Annotated in this window: 17 protein-coding genes; 10 read left to right on the forward strand and 7 right to left on the reverse strand. The window is 51.4% G+C overall.

Annotated features, from left to right (window positions below; all coding sequences use genetic code 11):
* Positions 1-65: 65 nt before the first annotated feature.
* Positions 66-1517: an ABC transporter substrate-binding protein gene (locus tag ACR9YC_RS10985; RefSeq protein WP_438727572.1), complete on the forward strand. Its 1452-nt coding sequence runs from the start codon at positions 66-68 to the stop codon at positions 1515-1517.
* Positions 1518-1547: 30 nt separating this feature from the next.
* Positions 1548-1970 carry a DUF4112 domain-containing protein gene (locus ACR9YC_RS10990; RefSeq protein ID WP_438727575.1) on the forward strand — a complete coding sequence of 141 codons (423 nt, stop codon included), beginning with the start codon at positions 1548-1550 and terminating at the stop codon, positions 1968-1970.
* Between the two features lie 56 nt (positions 1971-2026).
* Here ACR9YC_RS10990 and ACR9YC_RS10995 read toward each other — a convergent pair whose 3' ends face one another.
* Positions 2027-4351, reverse strand: coding sequence for a CDC48 family AAA ATPase (locus ACR9YC_RS10995; RefSeq protein ID WP_438727578.1), 2325 nt, complete (start codon positions 4349-4351; stop codon positions 2027-2029).
* A 362-nt stretch (positions 4352-4713) separates the two neighbouring features.
* On the opposite strand from ACR9YC_RS10995, the gene ACR9YC_RS11000 reads away from it, so the two are divergent.
* Positions 4714-5592 carry a LysR substrate-binding domain-containing protein gene (locus tag ACR9YC_RS11000; RefSeq protein ID WP_438727581.1) on the forward strand — a complete coding sequence of 293 codons (879 nt, stop codon included), beginning with the start codon at positions 4714-4716 and terminating at the stop codon, positions 5590-5592.
* Between the two features lie 55 nt (positions 5593-5647).
* Here the strand turns inward: ACR9YC_RS11000 and ACR9YC_RS11005 are convergent, their stop codons facing one another.
* Positions 5648-6094 (reverse strand): peptidylprolyl isomerase, encoded by a 447-nt coding sequence (locus tag ACR9YC_RS11005; protein ID WP_438727583.1) that lies wholly within the window; start codon positions 6092-6094, stop codon positions 5648-5650.
* A gap of 229 nt (positions 6095-6323) precedes the next feature.
* Here ACR9YC_RS11005 and mgtE point away from each other — a divergent pair, with 229 nt between their 5' ends.
* Positions 6324-7727, forward strand: a complete 1404-nt coding sequence (gene mgtE, locus ACR9YC_RS11010; RefSeq protein ID WP_438727585.1) for a magnesium transporter — start codon at positions 6324-6326, stop codon at positions 7725-7727.
* A 69-nt stretch (positions 7728-7796) separates the two neighbouring features.
* Here mgtE and ACR9YC_RS11015 read toward each other — a convergent pair whose 3' ends face one another.
* Positions 7797-9377 carry a hypothetical protein gene (locus tag ACR9YC_RS11015; protein WP_438727587.1) on the reverse strand — a complete coding sequence of 527 codons (1581 nt, stop codon included), beginning with the start codon at positions 9375-9377 and terminating at the stop codon, positions 7797-7799.
* Positions 9378-9613: 236 nt separating this feature from the next.
* Here ACR9YC_RS11015 and ACR9YC_RS11020 point away from each other — a divergent pair, with 236 nt between their 5' ends.
* Positions 9614-12001 carry a DUF3857 domain-containing protein gene (locus ACR9YC_RS11020; RefSeq protein ID WP_438727590.1) on the forward strand — a complete coding sequence of 796 codons (2388 nt, stop codon included), beginning with the start codon at positions 9614-9616 and terminating at the stop codon, positions 11999-12001.
* Positions 12002-12122: 121 nt separating this feature from the next.
* A complete protein-coding gene (locus tag ACR9YC_RS11025; protein WP_438727592.1) occupies positions 12123-12536 on the forward strand; it encodes a DUF1489 family protein in 414 nt (137 codons plus the stop codon).
* 25 nt (positions 12537-12561) lie between these two features.
* Here ACR9YC_RS11025 and ACR9YC_RS11030 read toward each other — a convergent pair whose 3' ends face one another.
* The 4 genes from ACR9YC_RS11030 to mutY all read right to left on the reverse strand — a co-directional run bounded on the left by ACR9YC_RS11030 (position 12562) and on the right by mutY (position 16839).
* Positions 12562-13242 carry a DsbA family oxidoreductase gene (locus ACR9YC_RS11030; protein WP_438727595.1) on the reverse strand — a complete coding sequence of 227 codons (681 nt, stop codon included), beginning with the start codon at positions 13240-13242 and terminating at the stop codon, positions 12562-12564.
* A gap of 56 nt (positions 13243-13298) precedes the next feature.
* Positions 13299-14210, reverse strand: coding sequence for an NAD(+) diphosphatase (gene nudC / locus ACR9YC_RS11035; protein ID WP_438727598.1), 912 nt, complete (start codon positions 14208-14210; stop codon positions 13299-13301).
* Positions 14211-14301: 91 nt separating this feature from the next.
* Positions 14302-15636, reverse strand: a complete 1335-nt coding sequence (locus ACR9YC_RS11040) for a serine hydrolase domain-containing protein (protein WP_438727601.1) — start codon at positions 15634-15636, stop codon at positions 14302-14304.
* Positions 15637-15765: 129 nt separating this feature from the next.
* Complete coding sequence (gene mutY, locus ACR9YC_RS11045) at positions 15766-16839, reverse strand: A/G-specific adenine glycosylase (RefSeq protein WP_438731775.1); 1074 nt, start codon at positions 16837-16839, stop codon at positions 15766-15768.
* A 79-nt stretch (positions 16840-16918) separates the two neighbouring features.
* Here mutY and ACR9YC_RS11050 point away from each other — a divergent pair, with 79 nt between their 5' ends.
* The 4 genes from ACR9YC_RS11050 to smc all read left to right on the forward strand — a co-directional run bounded on the left by ACR9YC_RS11050 (position 16919) and on the right by smc (position 22857).
* Positions 16919-17527 (forward strand): DUF721 domain-containing protein, encoded by a 609-nt coding sequence (locus tag ACR9YC_RS11050; RefSeq protein ID WP_438727604.1) that lies wholly within the window; start codon positions 16919-16921, stop codon positions 17525-17527.
* 101 nt (positions 17528-17628) lie between these two features.
* The gene (locus ACR9YC_RS11055) at positions 17629-18372 is read left to right on the forward strand and encodes a DsbA family protein (protein WP_438727608.1); all 744 of its coding nucleotides are present in this window, start codon (positions 17629-17631) and stop codon (positions 18370-18372) included.
* A 94-nt stretch (positions 18373-18466) separates the two neighbouring features.
* Entirely contained in the window at positions 18467-19240 is a 774-nt protein-coding gene (locus tag ACR9YC_RS11060) for a thioredoxin domain-containing protein (protein WP_438727611.1), read from the forward strand.
* Positions 19241-19365: 125 nt separating this feature from the next.
* Entirely contained in the window at positions 19366-22857 is a 3492-nt protein-coding gene (gene smc, locus ACR9YC_RS11065) for a chromosome segregation protein SMC (RefSeq protein WP_438727613.1), read from the forward strand.
* Positions 22858-22874: the final 17 nt, after the last annotated feature.

Genomic DNA, 22874 nt, shown 5'->3' on the forward strand with positions numbered 1-22874 from the left:
AATAGATGTAAGGTGCCTATGTGACTCGGTTTCTATCCCTTCTACTGTCTCTCATGCGCGCCATAATGGTTCCGCTATCGCTGGTTTTTTCGCTTATGGCTTTGGCATCCTGCAGCTCATCAGGCGAGAGCAATACTGTCATATCCATCATTGATAAGCAGCAGACATTGTTTGAGATTGGCCGCAAGACATTATCCCCCGGGGCACGCAATATCCGCATGGCGATAGCCCAAGGGCTGGTTCGTTTTGACGAGCAGGGGCAAATCACTCCCGGCCTGGCCGAACGCTGGGTCGTTACCGATGATGGGCTGAGCTATGTCTTTCGCATTCGCAACCAAAATTGGGCCGATGGCACTGATGCCAATGCGGCCGATATTGCACGCGGACTAAGCGAAAGGCTGGCGATAGAAAGGACAGGCCGCCTTGCCGCAGATGTAGCGGCCATTCGCGATATCCGCGCAATGACGCAATTTGTTGTCGAAGTCCGCCTCAATAACCCCTTCCCCAATTTGCTGCAAATATTGGCGCAGCCTGAAATGGGGGTCCGGGTTGATGGACGTGTTTCCGGCCCGCTAAAACTTGATAGCCCATCTACTCCAGCGGTTTTGTCGATAATGCCACTAAGCCCAGAAGAAGAAGAAATATTGACCAACAGGGGCAACTTGCCTTTGCAGGTACGCTCTGACAAGGCAGCGAAAAGCGTGGAACTGTTCCGCAGCGGCCAATCTGATTTGGTACTGGGGGGGAGATTTCACAATCTGCCATTGGTCAATGTTGCTGGAATTGCGCGCAGCCGGTTACAGCTTGACCCCGCGCCGGGCCTGTTTGGGTTGGTTATCACCAATGATGAAGGGTTTCTGGCTGAGCCGGCAAATCGTGAAGCGCTCTCTATGGCCATTGATCGCACCAACTTACTGCCAGCCCTGCAATTACAAAATTGGGGCGCAACATCACGGATCATTCCCGCCGATGTTCCAGATTATACACCGATTGTCGCAGATCGCTGGCAAGATTTGAGCATAGCTGAGCGCCGAGCAACCGCTCGTTTGCGGGTTATCAGTTGGCAAAATCGCAACCGTCTGGTCCGTACTTTGCGCGTTGCCATGCCGGAAGGGGCGGGCGCACGCTATCTTATGGCAAAATTACGCGCAGACTGGCGCTTAATCGGCATTGATGTGCAAATGGTCACCAATGGCAGCTATGCCGATCTGGTGCTGATTGACGAGGTGGCCAGATATAATGGCGCGGAATGGTATATATCGCAGCTGGGTTGTGCACGGCAAAAACTTTGTGACGAAGAAAGCGAGTTTCAGTTGCAGGATGCCCGCGCCGCTTTTGATAGCGATTTGCGGGCCACAAAAATGGCCGAGGTCGAGACTCTGATGACGCGCTTTAACAATTATATCCCGCTCGGTCAGCCGATACGGTGGTCGCTGGTTAGCGGCGATATCGATGGCTTTGTCGCCAATGGGGCAGGTCTCCACCCCTTGCTTCCTCTGCTTGAAACCCCAAATTAATAATGGGCAAGCAATTTTGAGGAAAACAGCATGGCCGTTTCGCCAAGCACCAAAGACATGATTAAACAAGGGCTTGAAGCCCTTCCCCGCGACCCCAAAGCCGTGCGCCAAAGGGTGGAAGCGTTGGAAGCGGTATTAGAACGCAGCATGGTCCTGCCCGGTGTGAAAGTGCCTATTGGGCTTGATACTATATTGGGTCTGGTTCCGATTGTGGGCGATGTTATCACCGCTGTCATGGGGCTTTATATGGTTTGGGAAGCCCGCAATCTGGGGCTTTCGCGCTTTCAAATGGCGCGTATGATCGGCAATATCGGCATTGACACCCTGATCGGCAGCGTTCCTGTCGCGGGTGATCTGTTTGATCTGTTCTGGCGCTCAAACACCAAAAACCTGCGCATCATAAAACGCCATCTCGATAAACATCACCCCGGCGATATGGTTATTGAAGGCTAGAGCAAATAGGATAACGACCAAAGCGCAGCATCATGTCAGCTGCGCTTTGGACCGCATCAATGCTTATCTTCCCGCTCCGGCGTTAACATACCCGGCGTAACAAAACCGATCGGGTTCACCGCCATCGCTTTTTGCTTCAGCGTCGATTCAATCTTGGCATATTCAGATTCCATATCGGGCGTCACAGAAGGCCGCGAAGCCTTTAGCGCTTGCATGAAATGCTTATGCTCGACTTCAATATCAATATCCGCGCTATCAAAGCCACGCTCTCGAAGTGCAAATAAGCCAGCACGGCGCACAAGATCTTCCAGATCCGCCCCGGTATAAAATTCTGCCATTTCGGCGATTTTATCCAGATCAACATCGTTATGCAGTGGCATCTTGCTGGTATGGATAGACAAGATGCGGCGACGCCCGCCCATATCGGGCACAGACACATAGACCAGCTCATCAAAACGGCCTGGGCGCAGCAATGCAGGGTCAACCATATTGGGCCGGTTGGTGGCGCCAATCACAACCACAGATTGCATCTCTTCCAGCCCGTCCATCTCTGCCAAGATGGTATTGACCACACGCTCTGTGACCTGTGGTTCACCCATTCCGCCGCCACGCGCGGGAACCAAGCTATCAATTTCATCGATAAAAATAACTGTCGGCGCGACTTGCCGTGCTCTGGCAAAAAGTCGAGCAATCTGTTGCTCGCTTTCGCCATACCATTTGGACAGCATATCCGATGATTTGGTCGCGATAAAATTGGCGTGCGATTCCTTGGCAACAGCCTTGGCCAGCAAAGTCTTGCCTGTGCCGGGCGGTCCATAGAGCAAGAAGCCTTTCGCCGGACGAATACCCAAACGTGCAAACGCATCAGGGTTTTTCAAGGGCAGTTCGACCCCTTCTTTCAGCTTTGCCTGTGCTTCGTCCAATCCACCAATATCTGACCAGCTAACATCAGGCGCTTGCACCATAACTTCGCGCATGGCCGATGGCTGAACGCGTTTGATCGCTTCCATAAAATCATCACGGTTGACACACAGATCGTCCAGCACTTCCTGCGGGACGGTCTGCTCCTCCAGATTGATTTTCGGCATGATGCGCCGCACAGCCTCTATAGCGGCTTCACGCGTTAGAGCAGCGATATCTGCACCGACAAAGCCAAAGGTCGTGCGTGCCAATTCATTAAGATTAACATCAGAATATAACGGCATGCCGCGCGTGTGGATGCCAAAAATCTCTCGTCGTCCTGTCTCGTCAGGTACACCAACGATAATTTCACGGTCAAAACGTCCCGGACGGCGCAGCGCTTCATCAATAGCATCAGGCCGGTTGGTTGCAGCAATCACCACCAGATTGACGCGTGACTCCAACCCATCCATCAATGTCAATAATTGCGCAACCAGACGCTTTTCTGCCTCGCCTTGCACGCGCTCACGTTTGGGAGCAATCGAATCAATCTCATCAATAAACAAGATAGAAGGCGCAGCCTTGGTCGCTGCCTCAAAAACTTCACGCAGTTTTTTCTCTGACTCGCCATATGCAGAGCCCATAATTTCAGGGCCGTTGATCAGGAAAAACTCGGCATCGCTTTCATTCGCGACCGCTCTGGCCAGCCGCGTCTTGCCGGTTCCCGGAGGGCCGTGCAGCAAAACCCCGCGCGGTGGATCAACGCCCAGCCGCGTAAATAATTCGGGGTAACGTAACGGCAATTCCACCATTTCACGCAATTGATCGATTGTTTCGCTCATTCCGCCAATATCATCATAGGTGACATCCGCGCGGCGTGCGTCCTTTGGTTCTTCATATTCGGGGCGCAGCTCGACCTCGGTATCGGCTGCGATATGCACAATGCCCTTAGGCACCGTGCTCACCACAACCAAGCGCACTTGGGTAAGAGCAAAGGCCGGTGTGTTCAGCATCTGGCGCAATTGGGCAGGCATATCACCGCGATTAACCTGTTGCTGGCCATTGGTTGCAACAAAATCACCCGCCACCATAGGGCGACCGGCAAAACTGCGTTTCAATGCCGCGCTGGACCCTTGTAAGCGCAGATCTTTTTGCGCTGGTGCCAAGACGACTTTTTGAGCAGGACGCGACTCAGCTTTTGCAAGATGGACAAAATCACCTGAACCAACGCCGGCACTGGCCCGTAAGAAACCATCCAGCCGGACAAATTCCAGACCTTGATCTTCGGGATAAGGCAGAACCGCGCGCGCAGCAGTCTCTTTCTTACCGCGCACAGCGATAACATCCCCTTCTGCGATGCCCAATTTGGCCATCATATCTTGGCTAATCCTCGCCAACCCTCTGCCACTATCTTCAGGGCGGGCATTGGCAACCTGCAATTTTACGTCTTGTTGCGCGGCGCCTGGCTCCGTTGTCGGCATATATTCATCCCATCTGTTCAAAAACTTGTCAGATGAAACCTAGGTGCAGAAGCGCAATAATTCAAATGCTGACGGCACATAATTCGATTTCGTGCGTTGAGCGGAATATTGGCAAAAAAAAGGCCAGCCCGAAGGCTGGCCGTAAAAGGTATATAGGAGAGGATGCCTAAAAGGCCCACTCTAAATGTGGCAAAAACCATAATTGTGCAAGTGCGAAAAGATAGTAGTAAGTTGCATTCTATGCAATTATGTTATATAAATTACTGATATACAATATTTTATATAGGCGGAAAAATTTATTGCGGCGCACAATTTTTATGAAAATTCATTTATAACGCGTCCGAATCGGAGTATTTACCCATATGCGGCAGTTGCCACCCTTAAGATCATTGGAAGCGTTTGTACAGGTTGCACGACTCGGTTCGGCCCGTGCTGCGGCGAGCGAATTGGCGATTTCTCCATCTGCATTAAGTCGCAGAATTGCCTCACTCGAAAACTTTATGGGCAAAAAATTGTTCCGGCGCCAAAAACAGCTGCTCGCGCTCAATAAAGACGGCACGGCATTATATCAAAGCATATTGCCGGCATTTAAGGCTTTGTCCGATGCGGTCCATTCCCATCAGGATTCTCAAAATGCCTTGCGGCTGCGCTTGGGTGTCCTCCCGCTATTCGGCAGCCAGAGGCTTTTCCCCCGATTACCCGAATTGCGCAAATTATACCCCACATTGCATATCGATATCAATTCATCGACCCATGGTGAGGAAAAGCTGGGCGATACGCTCGACGCAGCCATCGTGTTGACCGAGGAAATTGACCCCGAACTGCATGCTGTGCGGCTCGACGAAAATTATATCTACGCCATCGCATCAAGCGCATTGGTGGAGAAGCTGGGCGAAAACCCTTCACGCAAAACGATGGAGCGACAGACCTTCTTGATCCATAATGATATGCCGGAATCCTTTATCCAATGGAAAAAGGAATTGGGCTTTGATGATCTTTCAGAAGCTGCGGTGGATCGCTTTGATAGCGGTACGTTGATGCTGGAGGCCGCTGCGCAAGGATTGGGTATTGCCATCATGCATGACAATCATTTGCGCAATTCACAGGATAACAGACTGGCGAAATTGCCAGGCAAAATGGTCAAAAGCCCATATAGCTATTGGTTTGTCTGCATGCCCTCAGCATTGGAAATGCGCGCAGTAAGGCTATTCCATGATTGGCTGGTCAAAGCCGCTTTATAATCCCCAAAAGGAAAAGGAGGCGAAGCCCTCCGCCCCCTTTCATGGATTTTATGGCTTAGCCTATAACGGCTTTTACAATCATGCCTGGGTTCGCTGGTGGCTCGCCTTTTGGCAGGGCGTCAACATTTTCCATACCTTCGGTGACCTGACCCCATACTGTGTATTGGCCGTCCAGAAATTCGGTATCACCAAAGCAGATGAAAAACTGGCTGTTGGCGCTGTTCGGGTCCATGGTGCGGGCCATAGAACAGGTTCCGCGTACATGCGGTTCGCTGTTAAATTCTTGCGGCAGATCAGGCTTATCAGAACCACCTGTGCCAGTGCCCAACGGACAACCGCCCTGCGCCATAAAGCCATCAATGACGCGGTGAAATTTCACGCCGTCGTAAAATCCTTCTTTTACCAGCTCTGTAATCCGCGCAACATGTTGCGGCGCAAGATCAGGGCGCAATGTGATGACAACGTCACCAGTGGAGAGGGTAAAAGTCAGTTTGTTGCTCATCAATCTTCTCTCTTTTCGAAAACAGCTATTTCTGTTTTGGGCTAAATATTCGCCGCCGCTATAGCGCGTTCAACAATTTTGTCACCCAAGGATTTTGACGCGTTATAATGTCGCTGCATCATGTTTTTCTGCTGGACCATCTGCAACCATAAGGCACAGTGTCGATTGCAATTGCAGTAGCTTGCGACTTATAGGGGCAAGAGCGCACGGGTGTTAGGAGCATATAGGCATGACGATGCTGGATATCGAAGACCACGATAATGATGCCCTGCCAGAAGGGTTGGACGATGAAAATCGCCTGAAACCCAAATTTGTCCGCCGGGTTGTTGCATCGCTTGACGATGGTGTGGACGATTCCACCTATGATCTGGTCGGCACATTACACCCTGCCGATATTGCCGACCTTTTTGAGCTGGTAGATAGCGAAGCACGAGCACCTTTAGCGGCCGCCATTACCGATTTGCTGGGCGCAGATGTGCTGGCAGAGCTGAACGATTATGTCCGTGAGGATATTATTGAGTTTCTTCCCGCAGGGCTGGTCGCAGAGCTGGCTGGGCAAATGGAAACCGATGACGCAGTTGCTGTCATTGAAGATCTGGAAGTTGCCGATCAGCAGGCCGTTCTGGCAGAATTGACACCTGAAGACCGTGCAGCGATTGAGGACGCCCTTTCCTACCCCGAAGAGACCGCAGGCCGGTTAATGCAGCGCGATCTGGTTGCCGTGCCAGAGCATATGACCGTCGGCCAACTGATCGACTATTTGCGTGAACATGGCGATCTAACCACTGAATTTTGGGAAGTGTTCATTGTTGATGCAGCGCATCACCCTGTCGGCACATGCCAGCTCAGCTGGGTCTTGCGCACGCCGCGCGATATATCGCTGGGCGATGTTATGACCCGCGAGCAGACGCTCATCCCCACCGATATGGATCAGGAAGAGGTTGCTCTGCGCTTCCAGAAATATGCGCTCATCTCCGCTGCTGTTGTTGATACATCTGGTCGACTGGTCGGGCAGATCACTGTGGATGACATTGTCCATATTATTCAGGCCGAGGCAGGCGAAGACATATTGCGCCTGTCCGGTGCCGGTGAAGGTGATATTAACGAGCCTATCCGTGACAGCTACAAAAGCCGTGTGCGCTGGCTCATCGCCAATATGGGCACGGCTGTTGTGGGCAGCGCCATCATCTATATGTTCGGCGCAGCGATTGAAAAAATGGTGGCGCTGGCTGTGCTCATGCCAATTGTTGCGTCAATTGGCGGCAATGCCGGAACGCAAACCATGGCCGTTGCCGTGCGCGCTCTGGCAATGAACCAATTAACGCAATCCAACACACGCAGGATTATTGGCAGGGAACTGCGCGTGGCCTTGCTCAATGGCATCACGATTGCATTGCTCATTGGGGTTGCGGCTGGTTTAATCTTTAGCAACGCCATGCTGGGTGTCGTCATCGGTGTTGCGATGATCATCAATATCGTCATTTCCGGTTTGGCAGGCGTTTTGGTGCCCGTGATACTTGACCGGTTAAAACAAGATCCGGCCGTAGCATCTTCGGTGTTCGTTACGATGATAACGGACTCAATGGGCTTTTTCGCATTTTTGGGACTGGCCGTTATTTCCGGCCTTGTGTAAATCAGCGTCTAAAATCTACAGACACCTGCCCCGCCATTTGAAAACTTAGCATCAGCTGAGAATGAGGGCCTAGCGTTTCTTTTTTCTGCGTTGCTGTTTGCGCAGTTTCACCTCTTCCGGCGGAGGAATAATTTGCGACAATTCGTTAATGACCTCCTCAGCATTGAGTGAGAATTCGCTATAGCGTTCACTATTTTCAGGTTCGACAAAATGCACCATGCCGTAACCGCGGCCCGTTAATAGCGGCGCGAAGAAAAATTCCTTATAGCCTTTGTGACGCGCAAGAAGGGCTGAGTGCAACAAATATGCGTCATATTTTGCGTCTATGCTGCCCTCATAAAGAGACAGCAAATAGCCATCAAATCCGAACTCTTTTCCGTCATTGATTTTTGCTTTCTGCATGATCTTTGATTTTTCGACACGCCAGACACGTTTTGAAAGCGATTCAAAATCCGATGCTTTGTAGATGCCCTCTATATTGTAAAAGAGCGTTTTGTTATCCGCATCCTTGGCCACCATTTCGGTCAGACCTTTGTCCATCCGCTCCTGCCATAGCTGCTCGGGTGTTTTTTCCAATCCGCCCCACAAGTCATCGGCCTCGGCGTCTGTCCGCAACAATTGGTTGGTCGCCATTACCGCGCCAAAAGACGGGGCAACCCATTGTGAACGGGCGGCAAAATTGCGCCGCGCTATCTGCACTTCACCTTTATTATAATTGCTCAAAATCTCAAAAAGATCCAGAAGCTCTATGATCTTACCTTGATCATCCTCATTCTTGCCCGCCGCTTTGCGCTCAGCAAGATTGGCCGTTGCCATATCATGATATTGGGTCGCTTTTTCCCAATTACTCGCCAGAGCAAAGCTGATGGCAGCTTGAGCAAAATCATCAGTATCTGCATATTCAGGGTTCCAGATTTCATTCAGCATGACAGCGCTCTCACGTGCTGCGCTTGCCTCTGCAAACTGCCCCAATTCTTCCAACCTTTTGGCCTTGAAGGCCAATAATGGCGGGGCTATTCTGGCCTTCCGATCAAGTATCAGTGCTTCACTTTCGGTTGGTTGACGCTGAAACATTGTTCTTTGGCTGGTCGTGAGCACTGGCAGAACCGAATAAGACGCCTGCACAAATGACTGGTCAATAAGCGCCTGCGCCTCGCCATATCGGCCTAACCTGATAAGAGCAGCAGCTTTTATTTGCGGGAAGGATCGGGCAAAGCTGCGAGCAAAATATGGATCATCCATAAAGCCTTTTTCTTGTGCTTCACGTTCTGCCAAGGCGACATCAGCAATGGCCGCGTCATAATTTTTTGCTTCGATATGATGGACAGCACGGGCGAGCAAAAGCTCCAAACGCCTGACCGGATTGCCCTCAATATCCTCTTCACCTTCCAAAAGCGTAGAACAGACAGCAACGCCTTCCTCTCCAAATTTGCGTGCGCCCGGGTCGGCTGCCTCAGGGCTTGGAGCAAATAATGCGAGTAAGGTAATCGCTCCCAATAATCGGGCAGCTGTCTCACCAGCCGTCGTATTGTTAGGCTGGCCATCACATTGCAAATATCGTGACGGTCCTTTGTCTTTCTTTTCCGCATAGGCTGGCTGTACAGCCATGGACGCCGCGCCCAGACACAGCAAAATCTTCGTAAACTTCATTGCAACCCTCCACCCCTGAATGTTGGTGATAATGATGATAATAAACAGGGCGAGGCTGTTCAAGGGTTTATGTGCATGCCCATATTTGCCCATTGCGTACGCATTTTTGCCCGCAATGGAGCACTATTGAATAGTAGGTTATACTTTTTATAGTGCAGAATATTCATAGATTTACTTGTTGAAATTATAGCAATTTGGTTTGTATGTTATTGTAAGTCTAAGAGGGAATCATTTTAGTGGCACAGCAATCACTTTTTCCATTGCGCCTTGCGCTCACCGCATCGGCATTGTCTCTGCCGCTATCGGCAATTTTTGCTGCACCACTGCAATCCGAGCAGATAGTTGACCCTTCCAGCCTGACCGCAGAGGCCGAATTGCTGATCGCGCCTATCCCTGATTGGGTAGAGGTTGCAGAGATACCCAGCGAACAAACAGATGCCACGCGCGGTTTGGCGGCCAGCACCGCCGTGCATAGTGACCAATATATGATCACCCAAAAGGGCGGTATAGCCTATCAGCGCATGGTCTATCGCATCAGCGACCGTTCTGCGCTGGAAGATTATGGCACCATGTCCATTGAGTGGGAGCCGAGCCGCTCTAAAGCGACTCTGCACCGTTTCAATATTATCCGCGATGGCCGGATTATAGATGTGGTGCAAAAACAGGGTGATTTTTCCCTGTTCCGCCGTGAACCCAACCTGTCTGAAGGCATATTAGACGGCCAGGTTACCGCATCTATGCAGATTCAGGATTTGCGTGTCGGCGATTTGATAGAATTCGCCTTTTCTATCGAAACATCCTACACGCCCATGACCGGCCATTATCAAAACTGGCATTATTTCACTGGCCGTAATCAGGCAGACCGGCTGGTGCAGCGGGTCGTATGGCCCAAAGACAGATATCTTAAAGTCGCCAAAGGTGAAGGTCTGCCCGATATGCCGGTGCAGATTAAAGGCAAATATAAAGTCCAAGGCTTTACGCAAGACGCTGTTGACTGGGAAGCCATGCCAGAGAAATTGCTGGGCCGTTATTACCGTGAACGCGCCTATGAGATCAGCACATTTCGCGATTGGGACGAAATGGCACAGGCATTTCGTCCTGTCTATGAAAAGGCGGTAAAGGTTCCTGCGTCCGGACCATTGCGCGATTATATTGAGCAAGTGCGGGCAGAAAACCTGTCCCCGCGGCAAATTGTCGAAACGGTATTGGCCATGGTGCAAACCGATATTCGCTATGTCGGCAATTTTCAGGGGCTCGGCAATTATACGCCGGCATCTGCTGAATCTGTCTGGGCCAGCAAATTTGGTGATTGCAAGGGCAAAACAATATTGCTGACCGCAATTTTGCGCGAACTGGGATTGGATGCCACGCCAAGCCTGGTCAATACAGGCGGCAATGATAAGCTAGAAGATGCCATAGCCATGCCAGGATGGTTCAACCATGTCTTTGTTCGCCTGCGCATGGACGGTAAAACATATTGGCTGGATGGTACACGGCTTGGTGACAATAACCTCGATCTGTTGCCGCCGGTATTTTACGATTATACCCTGCCATTAGAGGCTGATAGTGATTTGGTAGAGATAACCGATAATCGCTATGCGCAGCCGCAAATTACGAGCGATATGATTATCGATGCCAGAGCTGGCTTTGACACAGATGCCAATGTGACAATGAAAATTATTTATCACGGCGACAGTGCATTATCGGTCATTCAAGGACTGGACGAAAAGTCGGAAGCGGAACGTGAGCGCGCGATCCAAGAATTACTGGATAAGGAATCTGAAGACGATATTGCATTCAAGTCGTTGGAATTCATTGTCGATAAGCCCAAAAAACAGGCTGGCTTTTTGTTCACAGGTGAGATGAAGATCGACTGGGGGGAAGCATCAGACTTTCGCGAGTTCCTGCTTGATGAAATGACCATAGGCGAAGATTTTTTCGCTGAGCGAGATGATGACGATTATAAGCAGGCCCTGCTCTGGGCCAATCCAAGCTATGCGAGCGTCAATATCCAACTGCTATTACCAGAAGATAGCGCCCAGATTGAAATCACTGGTAAAGAATATGACGAAAAAATAGGCATGGCACATTATAAGCGCAGCTTGAGCCTGAAAGATAATGTCGTAACGGCCTATACATCAACCAATATAGAACGCGGTTCCTATCTGCCTATTGCTGCCAAAATATGGGATAATAAAAGCGACAAGCTGTTTGATGATAAAGTCTATATCAACATATTCAGAAGTGGCACCGCCGCTAAACGGGTCGCCAATTATGACAGCAATATCGAACGTGCAGACACTTTGGCTGCGGGAGGCGATGTGAAGGCAGCGGCCGGCATCTTGAACCCTCTCCTCGCCAGCGACCCCAATAATGTGAAACTGTTAATCGCACGCGGACGAATAGGCGATGACCCGGCGTTGCGTGAACGGGATTTGCTGCGCGCATTGCTATTGCAGCCCAGAAATATGGAAGCCCTAAAAGCAATGGCCGAGGTCTATCTGGGGCAAGATAATGTTAGCCTCGGCAAAACCATGCTGGAGCGTATGTTGGCACGGGAAGAAGACAATATATGGGCCAAAAAGCAAATGGAGGTTGTGAATGGCAAAAGCCTTGCCGATTAAGGTACAGCGCAATCGCAACCCAGCAATTTGGCGATCATAGGCTGCGCGGATAACGCAGATAAGTGGATAGCATTTGCTTGGCTCTTGCCTAATCATCATCCACTTACCAATTAGATGGTCTATGCCTCTCCATCTTACCAAAATTGCCTTTGGCAGCGAAAGCCCAGCAACCCTGCGTCGATGGCTGGAATCGCAAAATAAGACCAATGGCGGGATTGGTGAAGCGCGCCTAACCACACGCTATAAACCCAAGCGCGAACCCGAAATTGCGGGCGGTTCTTTATTCTGGATACATAGCCGCGCCATAGTCGGACGCAGCCCTATATTGGGCTTTCAGGAAAATGGTCAGGGCCGTTATTGGATCAGGCTGGAGCCTGTTCTGATACCCGTTATCCGCACACCGCGCCGTGCACATCAGGGCTGGCGTTATCTTGAAGATGGTGACGCACCCAAAGATGGTATCGGAGACAGCGGCGATATTGATGAGCTGCCGCCCTTATTGGTCAAGGAACTGGCAAGGTTAGCGCTAATCTAAAAGGCCCACAGATAGCCTAGCTAGATTAGCCGGTAAGAGCCTTATTGCGGACCTTCTGAAATACCTGCGCAAATGTTTCGGCATCTTGAGCGCCGGGGATCATATATTTGCCATCGACAATCGTTGCCGGAACGCCGGAAACGCCGCGCTCTATCCATGCATTCAGGTCAGCGCGGACCTTTTGTGATTCTTCAGGGTCATTCAGTACAGCGCGCGCAGCATCACTATCCAGCCCTGCCTCTTCAACGGCCTCCAGCAGAACATGCTCTTGGCTGACATCTTTATTGTCTTGGAAATAGGCCGTAAACAGCGCCATTTTTAGCGCGGTTTGCGCCTTTGATCCGCCATGTTCCATCGCCCAATGCAGCAATATATGTGCCTGAAAAGTGTTGTAAATCCGCTTACCCGGCGCATTATTAAAGGTGAAGCCCAGCGACTCCCCTAAAGCGGCCATATGTCCGCGCGTTTTTGCGCTACTTTCTGGCGTTGCACCATATTTTTGCGCAACATGCTCGGCAATATCCTGCCCTTCTGGCGGCATATTCGGGTTAAGCTCAAAAGGTTGCCACACAATTTCGGCATCAATATCTGATCCGACCAACTCTAGAGCTTTTTCAACCTGTTTATAGCCAATGATGCACCATGGGCAGACAACATCTGATACAATGTCAATGCGCATCTTATATGGAGTGGTGGCGTCGGTCATATTCTCTCTCACTATATTAGGCTATTTGGCATGCATACACAGCGTGGCACGGCACGTTATGTGTCGAGCCAATATTTCATCAAATCATAAGCAACGGCAAAAGGCGGCGGTGCAATAAAGGCTGCATTCTTATCCCCGCGCATCGCTGCCACCACTTGTTCGCGATCAAACCAGTCCGCCTCTTCTATTTCGGTTGTATCGAGTGTCAGCGTCGGGTCATCGCAATCTACGATACAGGCGATCATCAATGATGATGGAAATGGCCATGGCTGGCTGGTGACATAGCGCACATTGTGCACGGTAATCCCTGCCTCTTCAAAAAGCTCTCGCGCTACGCCTTCTTCAATCGACTCGCCTGGTTCAATAAATCCGGCGAGCGCAGAAAAACGCTTCGCTGGAAAGCGAGGTTGGCGGCCCAGCAATATCTTGCCATCATGCTCTGCCAACATAATGGCAACCGGATCAACACGCGGGAAATGCTCAGCTCCGCAGCCGCCATTATCTTTATCACAGTGCCGAGCCCAGCCAGCCTTGCTAATCTTTGTCGGGATGCCGCAAACAGCACAAAAACCATGCCGCTGATGCCAATCAACGAGCGAACGTGCAGCACCGTAAAGCGCCAATTGTTCGCGTGGCATATGCGCAATGGCCTGCCACAAATGGGGGTTATAATGCTCCACACCGCGCGGCCCTGAAGGCGCAGGAAGCGCGACAAAATACGGGGTTTCACCATCAAGCCCCAGAAATAAAGGCTCTTCATCAGCCTCCAATTCACCAAGCGATTGCCACAATAACCCACCTTCGGGTGTTATCCCCGGCGCTAAATTGTCCAGTTTCAGCAATTTTGCGCGCCAATGCATATGCTGCGCCAACGCATCAGGGTCAGTCCGAATATGATCGGCACGCTGAATCGTCGCGCCGGTCATATAGGGTGATATGGCGGTCAATGCCGCAGCAGACTTACTCATAATGTTATCAATGCGTTCTTCGCTAAGCGCTGTGAGACCATCATCTTCTGCACCATTACTTATTGGGCCATTATCTTATTGGGCCATTATCTTATTGAGCGAGCGCAGCCAGATCCTGATACACAAGTTTGGGGAACTCTGCCTGGAATGGATATGCATTTGACGGCATATATTGGACATAACCGCCAGCACGGAAACCGCGCGCAGTATCAACAAAAGCATTGGTGCCAGCAGCGCCGCCCCAACCAAATGTTCCTGCTTGTTCACCCAGACCAACACGTCCGCCAGCGCCAAAGCCCTGCCCCTCAACCCAGCTGCCTTTGAGATTAACACCATTTGGCAAGAGGTTGGACATGCCCAAAGTTGCGGCTTTTTCTGACATGATGCGTGTGCCGTTCAATGCGCCTTTGCCCAGCAACATGCGCAAGAAACGGTCATAATCATAGGCCGTGCTGACAAGGCCTGAACCGCCATAAGGAAATGCCGGTTTTTCAGAATACACGCTGTCATTCGGCGTATCGATTGGGAACAGGCTGCCAAAAGCGACAGCATAATTTGCCGGTAAGCGCGGCAGATCTGCCTCGGGAACCGTGAAATATGTGCTGTTCATGCCCAGTGGATCAAAAATGCGGGTTTTCAAAAACTCGCCAAATTCAACGCCTGACGCCAGTTGGATAATATAGCCCAAAACGTCGAGACCAATGGAATAGCTCCATTTTTCGCCAGGATTAGCGATCAAGGGTAGTGACGCCACCCGCCGTGCAAATTCGTCAATGGGCGGCGTTGGCGCAGGCACTGGAAAGCCCGGCAAAGCCATTTTGCTGACCTGTCCAGGGTTGATCCCTTGCTCATTATACGCATCCAGCAATGGGCCTTTAGAAACAATATTATAGCCCAGACCCGCTGTATGCGTCATCAAATGGCGCGGCGTGATTTGTGTCGTGGCATCCACAGTATCGGAGAGACTGCCATTAGCTTTCTTCAATACTTTCATATTGGCAAATTCGGGCACAAAATCGGCAATAGGCTGGTCCAAATCCAACTTGCCTTCATCGACCAATATCATAGCCGCCATGCCGGTTACTGGTTTGGTTTGCGAATAGATGCGCCACAATGTCTCTTTGGTCACTGGCATGCTGCCGCCCAAATTCATGGTGCCTACACTAATATATTGTGGCTCCTGATTGCCAAAGCCAATGGCTGCGATCATGCCTGCGACTTTTTTCTTCGCGACATAACCGTTCAATTCTTTTGTCAGAATAGGAAAACTTGGTCCCTGAAAGGCTGTCGCGGCGCTGATAGGAGCGGCGGCAACCAGCCCCATAGCACCAGCCGAACGCAGCAACCCTCTGCGGGTCAGGCTGGCATCACGTAACAAATTCTGGTCTGTCAGACTTTGGGTTTGCATATTTTGTGTATTTTGCATGGGGGAATTCTCCTAAAGACTTTATACCGTGTCATTTGACGTCCTTATGAAAGGCGAAATGCCGCAAAGGCAAGCAAAACTGACATCATTGTTAATATGTATCGAAACATTCGACAAGTTGCCGATATATTACAACAAACGCCCAAGCTGCTGCTGGCCGATCTTTGCCGCCTTGGCAAAAAGGGTTGGCAGACCCGCTGCCTCCAACGTTTCTACCGGCCACCACTCACCACTATTTTGCCCAATCACCGCTTCCATTGACTCCACAGAGCCTTGATAGGCTTTGAGTTGCAAATGGATGGTAAAATGTGTGAAATGATGAATAACAGGATCGCCAATGTCCGACCATGGCCCATTCAGAGGCGGAGAAATGTCACCATCATTGCGCGCACGCCAACCATTGTCCGGTAAGGCACGCATCCCGCCCAGCATCGCATCATCACGGCGTTTTACCAGCCATATGGCGCCCTGTTTTTCAATCCAGTAGGCGCTGCCCTGCCTCACCGGCTTGGCTTTTTTGGGCTTTTTGACCGGATAACGCAGCGCCATATCTGCTTGGCCGGCTTGGCAATAGGGTTGCAAAGGGCAGATCGCGCATTGTGCTTCACGTGCCCAGCACACAGATGAGCCCAGATCCATCATTGCCTGCGCAAAATCCCCGGACCGGCTTTGCGGCGTAATGCCATCAGTTAACGAACGGATTGCCTTACGAGCATTGGGCAATGGTTCATCAACACAATAGAGCCGCGCCACCACACGCTCAACATTGGCATCAACCACAACCGCCCTTTGACCAAAGGCAATGGCCGCTATGGCGGCTGCGGTATAATCACCAATCCCGGGCAATGTCCGCAAAGCCTGTTCGGTCGATGGAAATACACCATCATGTTCGGCCATTATCTGCCGCGCACATTTCACCAGATTGCGCGCCCTGGCATAATAGCCAAGCCCTGCCCATGCCGCCAGGACATCCTCCTCTTTCGCAGCGGCCAGAGCAGCAATATCAGGCCATTGCTCAGTAAATTTGGCAAAATAGGGTTTTACAGCAGCAACCGTAGTCTGTTGCAGCATAATTTCTGATAGCCAGACATGATAAGGGTTTGCGCTATTGCTGTGCGGCGCTGCTCGCCACGGCAAATCCCGTGCATTGCTGTCATACCAGCGCAGCAATTCATTCGCTATTTCGGGGTTTTTCTCTGGCATATTATTATCAACAACCCGCTGTTGCATGGGCGATAATGGCTCGACGGACATGCACAGGCTGTGGCACATATGCGCCATTATGAAAAGCGCATCAGATGACCCCGAACAGAAAAAACCGAGAGGCGCAAAGCCTGTCGGCAAGAGCTCTGATACAAAACGCGCATCATCGCCCAAGGGATCATTTCCAAAAACATGGAAGCGCGCACGCGGCGGTGAAGCCAAGGCCATTGCCGACCTGATGCCCGAAATTGGCCGCACAGCATTTAAGAAGTTCGGTTTCGTGCAAAGCTCTGTGGTGACACGTTGGCCAGAAATTGCCGGAGAACGCTATGCCGCAATCTCCCTGCCGGAATCGATCCGTTTTCCAGCGGGCAAGAAATCAGAAGGCACATTACATCTGGTGGTAAATGGTGCGCATGCGGTTTTGATGCAGCATGTAACGCCGGAAATTATAACCCGCGTGAACCGCTTTTTCGGCTATACCGCTATCACCAAAGTCAAATTTCGGCACGGCGTGGTCACACCGCCCAAACCAGTGCAGGTGCCGCGCCCTCCCCGCCCATTAAAGCCTGTTCCCGTAGCTTTGGGGGATGGCCTTCGCGATATTGGTGATGCGGAATTGCTGGCCGTGCTGCAATCTTTGGCCAGTGATATCGATGCCGCTGACGATGTAGCTAAGAAAAAATAGCGCGCCGCGTTGTCAAAAATTCATCAACGCAGTGATAGACATTTTGGCTGCTTTAAGGGTAAAGCAACATAACTCCCAATTGATAACAAGATGTGTGATCAATGATGACCAAAAAACTTTTGACAGGCACTGCCTTCGCTCTGGCCATTGCTGGCCTAGCTACTTTTACAGCGCATGCTGGCACAGCCTCTTCCCCGGACAATGCGCAAGTAGCAGCGCCGCAAACCGACTGGACGAAACGCGTTACCGTTTCGGAAAATGGCGGGCATGTTCTGGGTAATCCATTAGCGCGCAAAAGACTGGTTGAATATGTCAGCTATAGCTGCCCACATTGCGCAACCTATGCGGCGCAATCTGCAGAAGCTGTTGAGACACGGTATGTCAGCACCGGCAAAGTGAGCGTAGAGGTCCGCAATTTTGTGCGGGACCAATTTGATTATACGGCAGCTTTGCTTGCCCGCTGCGGGGAACCATCCAAATTTTTTGGCAATCACCGCGCAATATTGGCGCAGCAGCAACAATGGATTAGCCGCGCAACTTCGCCCGACCCGATCGCACAAAAACGCTGGCAGACATCCGATATTGGCAAGCGGCTGCAATATATTGCGAGCGATACAGGTTTGCGAGCCATCATGCAAAAGCGCGGCTTTAAAGATGCTGAGATCGACCAATGCCTTGCTGATGAAGTGGAGCAAAGTTTGGTCATCGGGATGACTCGCTATGCAAGTGAAACAGTCAAAATTGAAGGCACACCGGCCTTTACCATCAATGATAAATATCAGAAAAAGACCCATAGCTGGCAGCGGTTGGAACCGCTATTGCGCAGTGCTTTTGGGGGCCTCTAATTATAAAGACCGAATTTTTCCGTTAGTGCTTTATCCCAGATATATTGATTTTCAGGGCAAAGATTATGCATCGCCCTTATGAAGGACCAGAATAATGACCAAATTTCTCCATGCCAAATTCGCCCGTTCATTGCTTGCGACAGCAGGACTGGCACTCGCATTGACTGCGTGTAACAATGCAGAAGGAGACGCTCTTGGCGCTGCGGGCAACAGTGAAGTATTGCCTATCATTCAGCCTGCAGAGGGGCAGACATGGGCCAATGTCGTATCCAAAACGCCTGAAGGCGGTTATGTCATGGGCAACCCAGACGCGCCGATCAAATTTCTCGAATTCGCGTCAATGACATGCGGACATTGCCGAGACTTTGCTGAGCAGTCTTTCGAAACTTTGCGCGACAAATATGTCAATTCAGGCCGAGTCAGTTTTGAGATTCGCAGCTATCTGCTGAACCCTTATGACATCCCCGCAACATTGCTGACACAATGCGGCGCGCCAGAGGCATATTTTTCTCGCACTGAACAATTGTTCGAAAACCAGTCATTGATGTTTGCCGGTTTGCAAGCGGCTGGCGAACAGGCGGTTCAACAGACAGTGCAATTGCCTGAAGAGCAGCGTTTTGTTGCATTGGGCAATGTGCTTGGACTGGTCGAATTTTTCCAGACGCGCGGCGTTTCCAAAGCACAGGCCGAAGATTGCCTGTCCAATGTTGAAGCTGTGAACACTCTGGTTCAGAACAACCAGACATTTAATGAGCAGTTCAATATCACTGGCACCCCGACTTTTGTCATAAACGGGCAAAAAGTCGAACTGGGAACCTGGACTGAAATTGAAAACCGCTTCCAACAAATGGGCGCACGCGACCAATAATTTGCCTGTCCTATGGTCATAATTGACCAATAATCTGATGCTTTCCCAGAAATCGGTATTTTCGGGGGAAGAATCAGGCTTTTTTGTTGCAAATTGTCGGTTGGCGTTGTTCGTTTGGCTAAGCCATGCTGATTAAACGCCTGAAACTGTCCGGCTTTAAAAGCTTTGTTGACCCGACCGAACTGCATATCGAGCCGGGCCTGACAGGTATTGTTGGCCCCAATGGCTGCGGCAAATCCAATTTGCTGGAAGCTATTCGCTGGGTCATGGGCGAAAATTCTGCAAAATCCATGCGCGGTGGCGGCATGTCGGATGTCATTTTCGCCGGAACACAGCGCCGCCCTGCACGTGATTTTGCAGAGGTCACGTTGCTGGCCGAAAAACAGCCTGGAGAGATTGTTCATCTGCTCGATGCTTCTGGCAAGACGGTTGTTGGCGGACAGCAACTTGCTGGCAATGATGATGATCCAGAGCTGGAAATTGTCCGCCGGATAGAACGCGATGCAGGTTCTGCTTATCGGGCAAATGGCCGCGATGTCCGTGCCAAAGATATTGCGTTGATTTTTGCTGATGCAGCAACCGGCGCACACTCACCAGCATTGGTCAGCCAAGGCAGAATCGCCGCAGCAATTGCTGCCAAGCCAACCGAACGCCGACAGATGCTGGAAGAAGCTGCTGGAATTTCCGGCCTGCATGTAAGGCGCAAGGATGCTGAGCAAAAATTGCGTGCTGCTGAAAGCAATATGGCGCGGCTTGACGATATTATGGCCGATCAGGATGCACGCGCAGCCCATTTGCGCAAACAGGCGCGCGCGGCAGAACGCTATAAAAAACTGAGTGAGGCAATTTTAACCGCTGAGGCACGGCTAATTTATGCGCGTTGGCGCGATGCTAAAGCCGCAGCTGATAGCGCAAAAGAAGAAGCCACAGCCGCAGAAGCGCAGGTTAATATAGAGCAGGAAAAGCTGCTGGCCGCCCAGACTGAGCAAAAATTGCTGACCAACAAATTGGCTGACATCCGTATTGCCGTTGAGCAAAGCCGCCAGCGCAATAGCGATGCAACGCACCGGATCGCGGCCCTGACCAGCCAGCGCCAGACCATGATTTCCCGTCTCGCGGATTTGGAACGACAGGCCGGGCGTATCGCCGATGACCGTGGCCGAGAGGACCGGCTGACCCTTGATGCGGTTACCGCGCTCAACAAGCTACAAGATGAATCGCAGAAACTTGATGCAGAACTGAACAGGCTAGAGCAACAACAACCGACTTTTCAATCGGCCTATGAGAATGCGGAACGGGCAGTACGCGAGACAGAGGTTGAGCTAGCAAGAGCAACCGCTGAATCTGCACGTATTGAGGCTGACATACGTGTGGCGGACAATATGCTGGCGGCGGCATCACGTCAGGTGGCGCAGTGGGAACAGGCAAAAGCTCGGTTAAATGCGCTGCAGGAACAGTTGGGCGATCTGGTCGCTATGGAAAAAACTGTCGCTGACCAACGCAAGAACTTGGAACGCATGGCAGACAACATTGCCGCGCTGGAACAGAAGCAGCAAGATAATGCTGCACAACAGGAAACGGCATCACGGCAGCGACAACAAAATGAGGCAGCGCTATCAACATCCAAAGCCAAGCTAAGCGGTCTGACCAGCGAGCGCAACGCATTGGAACGAGATCTAAAAGCCGGTCAGAGTGACAATAAAGCCATTACCCATATCCGCGTTGAGGAGGGTTATGAAAAAGCTCTAGCAGCGGCGCTGGGCGATGATCTGGATGCAGCGATTGGCGATAATGATGGCCGTGCCGATTTTTACTGGTCTGACAATGCCGTAAAAAGCGCCAATGACACCCCAAAAGGGTGCACCGCTCTAGCAGATCATATCGCCGAGGCACCATCAGCCCTTAGCGCACGTTTGGCCAGCCTGTTTGTTGCCGAGCAAGATGATGGGCAGATTTTGTCTCGTGGGCAAAGGCTGGTTACCAAAGCAGGGGCCATGCGCCGGTGGGACGGATTGGTCAGTTTAAGCGGGCATAGCGGCGCAGCACAGCGGATGGAAAGACAGAACCGGCTGAGCGCATTGGTTGCAATAATAGCCGAGGCCGAGGCTGAGATTGCATCTGCACAGTCCGCGCTCGACCAATCGCTAACCCAATTGCAGCAATTGCAAAGCCAACAGAGCGAATTGCGCAATCAGCTTAGTGAGCTGCGTCAACAGGAGCGTGATGGGCTGCGCAACCTTGATAGCGCAGAATTTGAACGCAAGCGTACTGAAGAACGCCGCAACGAGATTGCAGAACGTCGCACAGAATTGGAGCAATCGGGCAAAGACTCGCAAAGCGCTTTGCAGGATGCGCAGCAACAGTGTGACGCCTTGCCTGATGGCAGTGCACAAGCAGAAGCATTGGCTAAAGTGCAGCGACAAAGCGATATGATGCGGACGGCGCTGCAACAGGCGCAAGCTGCATTGGCAGGTAGTGAGCAGGAGCTAACGCGGGTTCGCGAACGACGCGCCGTTGTGAAGGCTGAGATTAGAGGGTGGGAAGCACGCTCCGGTGAGGCTGATCAAAGGTTGCGTGATTTGTCAAAACGTGCCGAGGAAATAAGCGCAGAGCAGGCCAAGCTGCAAGACACGCCAGAACAATTGGCGCAAGAACTGACCATTGCCGAGGAAGAACGCACCGGCATAGCCAAAACGCTGGCGACACAAGAAAGCGCTTTATCTGAAGTCGATCAAGCCGTGCGCTTGGCAGAGCAAGCCAGTGCAGCAGCTGGCGAGGCCATGGCGCAAGCACGTGAACGGCGGGCCGCAGCCGCTACACGCGCGGAAAATGCCGAAATGCGCAGGGTGGAAATGGGCAGAATTTCTGGTGAGCGTTTTGAATGTCCGCCACCCATTTTGCCTAGCCGTGCCGGTTTTGACAGTGATGATGTCGGCGAGACCACAAATGAGTCTGCGGAACTGGAGCGATTGACAGCATCGCGTGAACGTCTGGGTCCGGTCAATCTGGTTGCGGCAGACGAATTGGAAGAATTGGAGCTGGAAACAGCAACGGCCAGACAAGAGCATGAAGAGCTTATCACCGCTATTTCAGAGCTGCGCGGCTCCATCAGCAGCCTGAACCGTGAAGGCAGAGCACGTTTGCGTGCTGCTTTTGAGGAGGTGGATAATCACTTTCAAAGGCTTTTTGTGCGATTGTTCAATGGCGGCAAGGCGCATTTGGCAATGATCGATAGCGATGATCCGCTAGAGGCCGGATTGGAGATTATGGCACAGCCGCCAGGCAAGAAACTCTCCTCCCTGACATTATTATCTGGCGGCGAACAAGCATTGACAGCAATCGCTTTGATCTTTGGATTATTCCTGACCAACCCAGCACCTATTTGTGTGCTGGATGAAGTTGATGCCCCGCTGGACGATGCAAATATTGACCGTTTTTGCGATCTGCTCGACCAAATGGCGCGTGAAACAGATACCCGCTATCTGATCGTGACGCATAATGCCGTGACCATGAGCCGTATGCACCGTTTATTCGGCGTCACGATGATTGAAAAAGGCATTAGCCGCCTTGTTTCCGTCGATCTGGGCGGCGCGGAAGAACTTCTCGCAGCCGAGTAAATCCACATCATATATGC

The sequence above is a fragment of the Parasphingorhabdus sp. DH2-15 genome, from assembly GCF_051668705.1.
Lineage (GTDB): Bacteria > Pseudomonadota > Alphaproteobacteria > Sphingomonadales > Sphingomonadaceae > Alterisphingorhabdus.

Bases quoted from the DNA above. Each gene is read 5' to 3' on its own strand.
- mutY (WP_438731775.1), bottom strand. From the start codon at position 16,839: ATGCCAGAGAAAAACCCCGAAATAGCGAATGAATTGCTGCGCTGGTAT.
- smc (WP_438727613.1), top strand. From the start codon at position 19,366: ATGCTGATTAAACGCCTGAAACTGTCCGGCTTTAAAAGCTTTGTTGAC.
- nudC (WP_438727598.1), bottom strand. From the start codon at position 14,210: ATGAGTAAGTCTGCTGCGGCATTGACCGCCATATCACCCTATATGACC.
- ACR9YC_RS11000 (WP_438727581.1), top strand. From the start codon at position 4,714: ATGCGGCAGTTGCCACCCTTAAGATCATTGGAAGCGTTTGTACAGGTT.
- ACR9YC_RS10985 (WP_438727572.1), top strand. From the start codon at position 66: ATGGTTCCGCTATCGCTGGTTTTTTCGCTTATGGCTTTGGCATCCTGC.
- ACR9YC_RS10995 (WP_438727578.1), bottom strand. From the start codon at position 4,351: ATGCCGACAACGGAGCCAGGCGCCGCGCAACAAGACGTAAAATTGCAG.
- ACR9YC_RS11005 (WP_438727583.1), bottom strand. From the start codon at position 6,094: ATGAGCAACAAACTGACTTTTACCCTCTCCACTGGTGACGTTGTCATC.
- ACR9YC_RS11015 (WP_438727587.1), bottom strand. From the start codon at position 9,377: ATGAAGTTTACGAAGATTTTGCTGTGTCTGGGCGCGGCGTCCATGGCT.
- ACR9YC_RS11030 (WP_438727595.1), bottom strand. From the start codon at position 13,242: ATGACCGACGCCACCACTCCATATAAGATGCGCATTGACATTGTATCA.
- ACR9YC_RS10990 (WP_438727575.1), top strand. From the start codon at position 1,548: ATGGCCGTTTCGCCAAGCACCAAAGACATGATTAAACAAGGGCTTGAA.
- ACR9YC_RS11025 (WP_438727592.1), top strand. From the start codon at position 12,123: ATGCCTCTCCATCTTACCAAAATTGCCTTTGGCAGCGAAAGCCCAGCA.
- mgtE (WP_438727585.1), top strand. From the start codon at position 6,324: ATGACGATGCTGGATATCGAAGACCACGATAATGATGCCCTGCCAGAA.
- ACR9YC_RS11040 (WP_438727601.1), bottom strand. From the start codon at position 15,636: ATGCAAAATACACAAAATATGCAAACCCAAAGTCTGACAGACCAGAAT.
- ACR9YC_RS11050 (WP_438727604.1), top strand. From the start codon at position 16,919: ATGAAAAGCGCATCAGATGACCCCGAACAGAAAAAACCGAGAGGCGCA.
- ACR9YC_RS11055 (WP_438727608.1), top strand. From the start codon at position 17,629: ATGATGACCAAAAAACTTTTGACAGGCACTGCCTTCGCTCTGGCCATT.
- ACR9YC_RS11060 (WP_438727611.1), top strand. From the start codon at position 18,467: ATGACCAAATTTCTCCATGCCAAATTCGCCCGTTCATTGCTTGCGACA.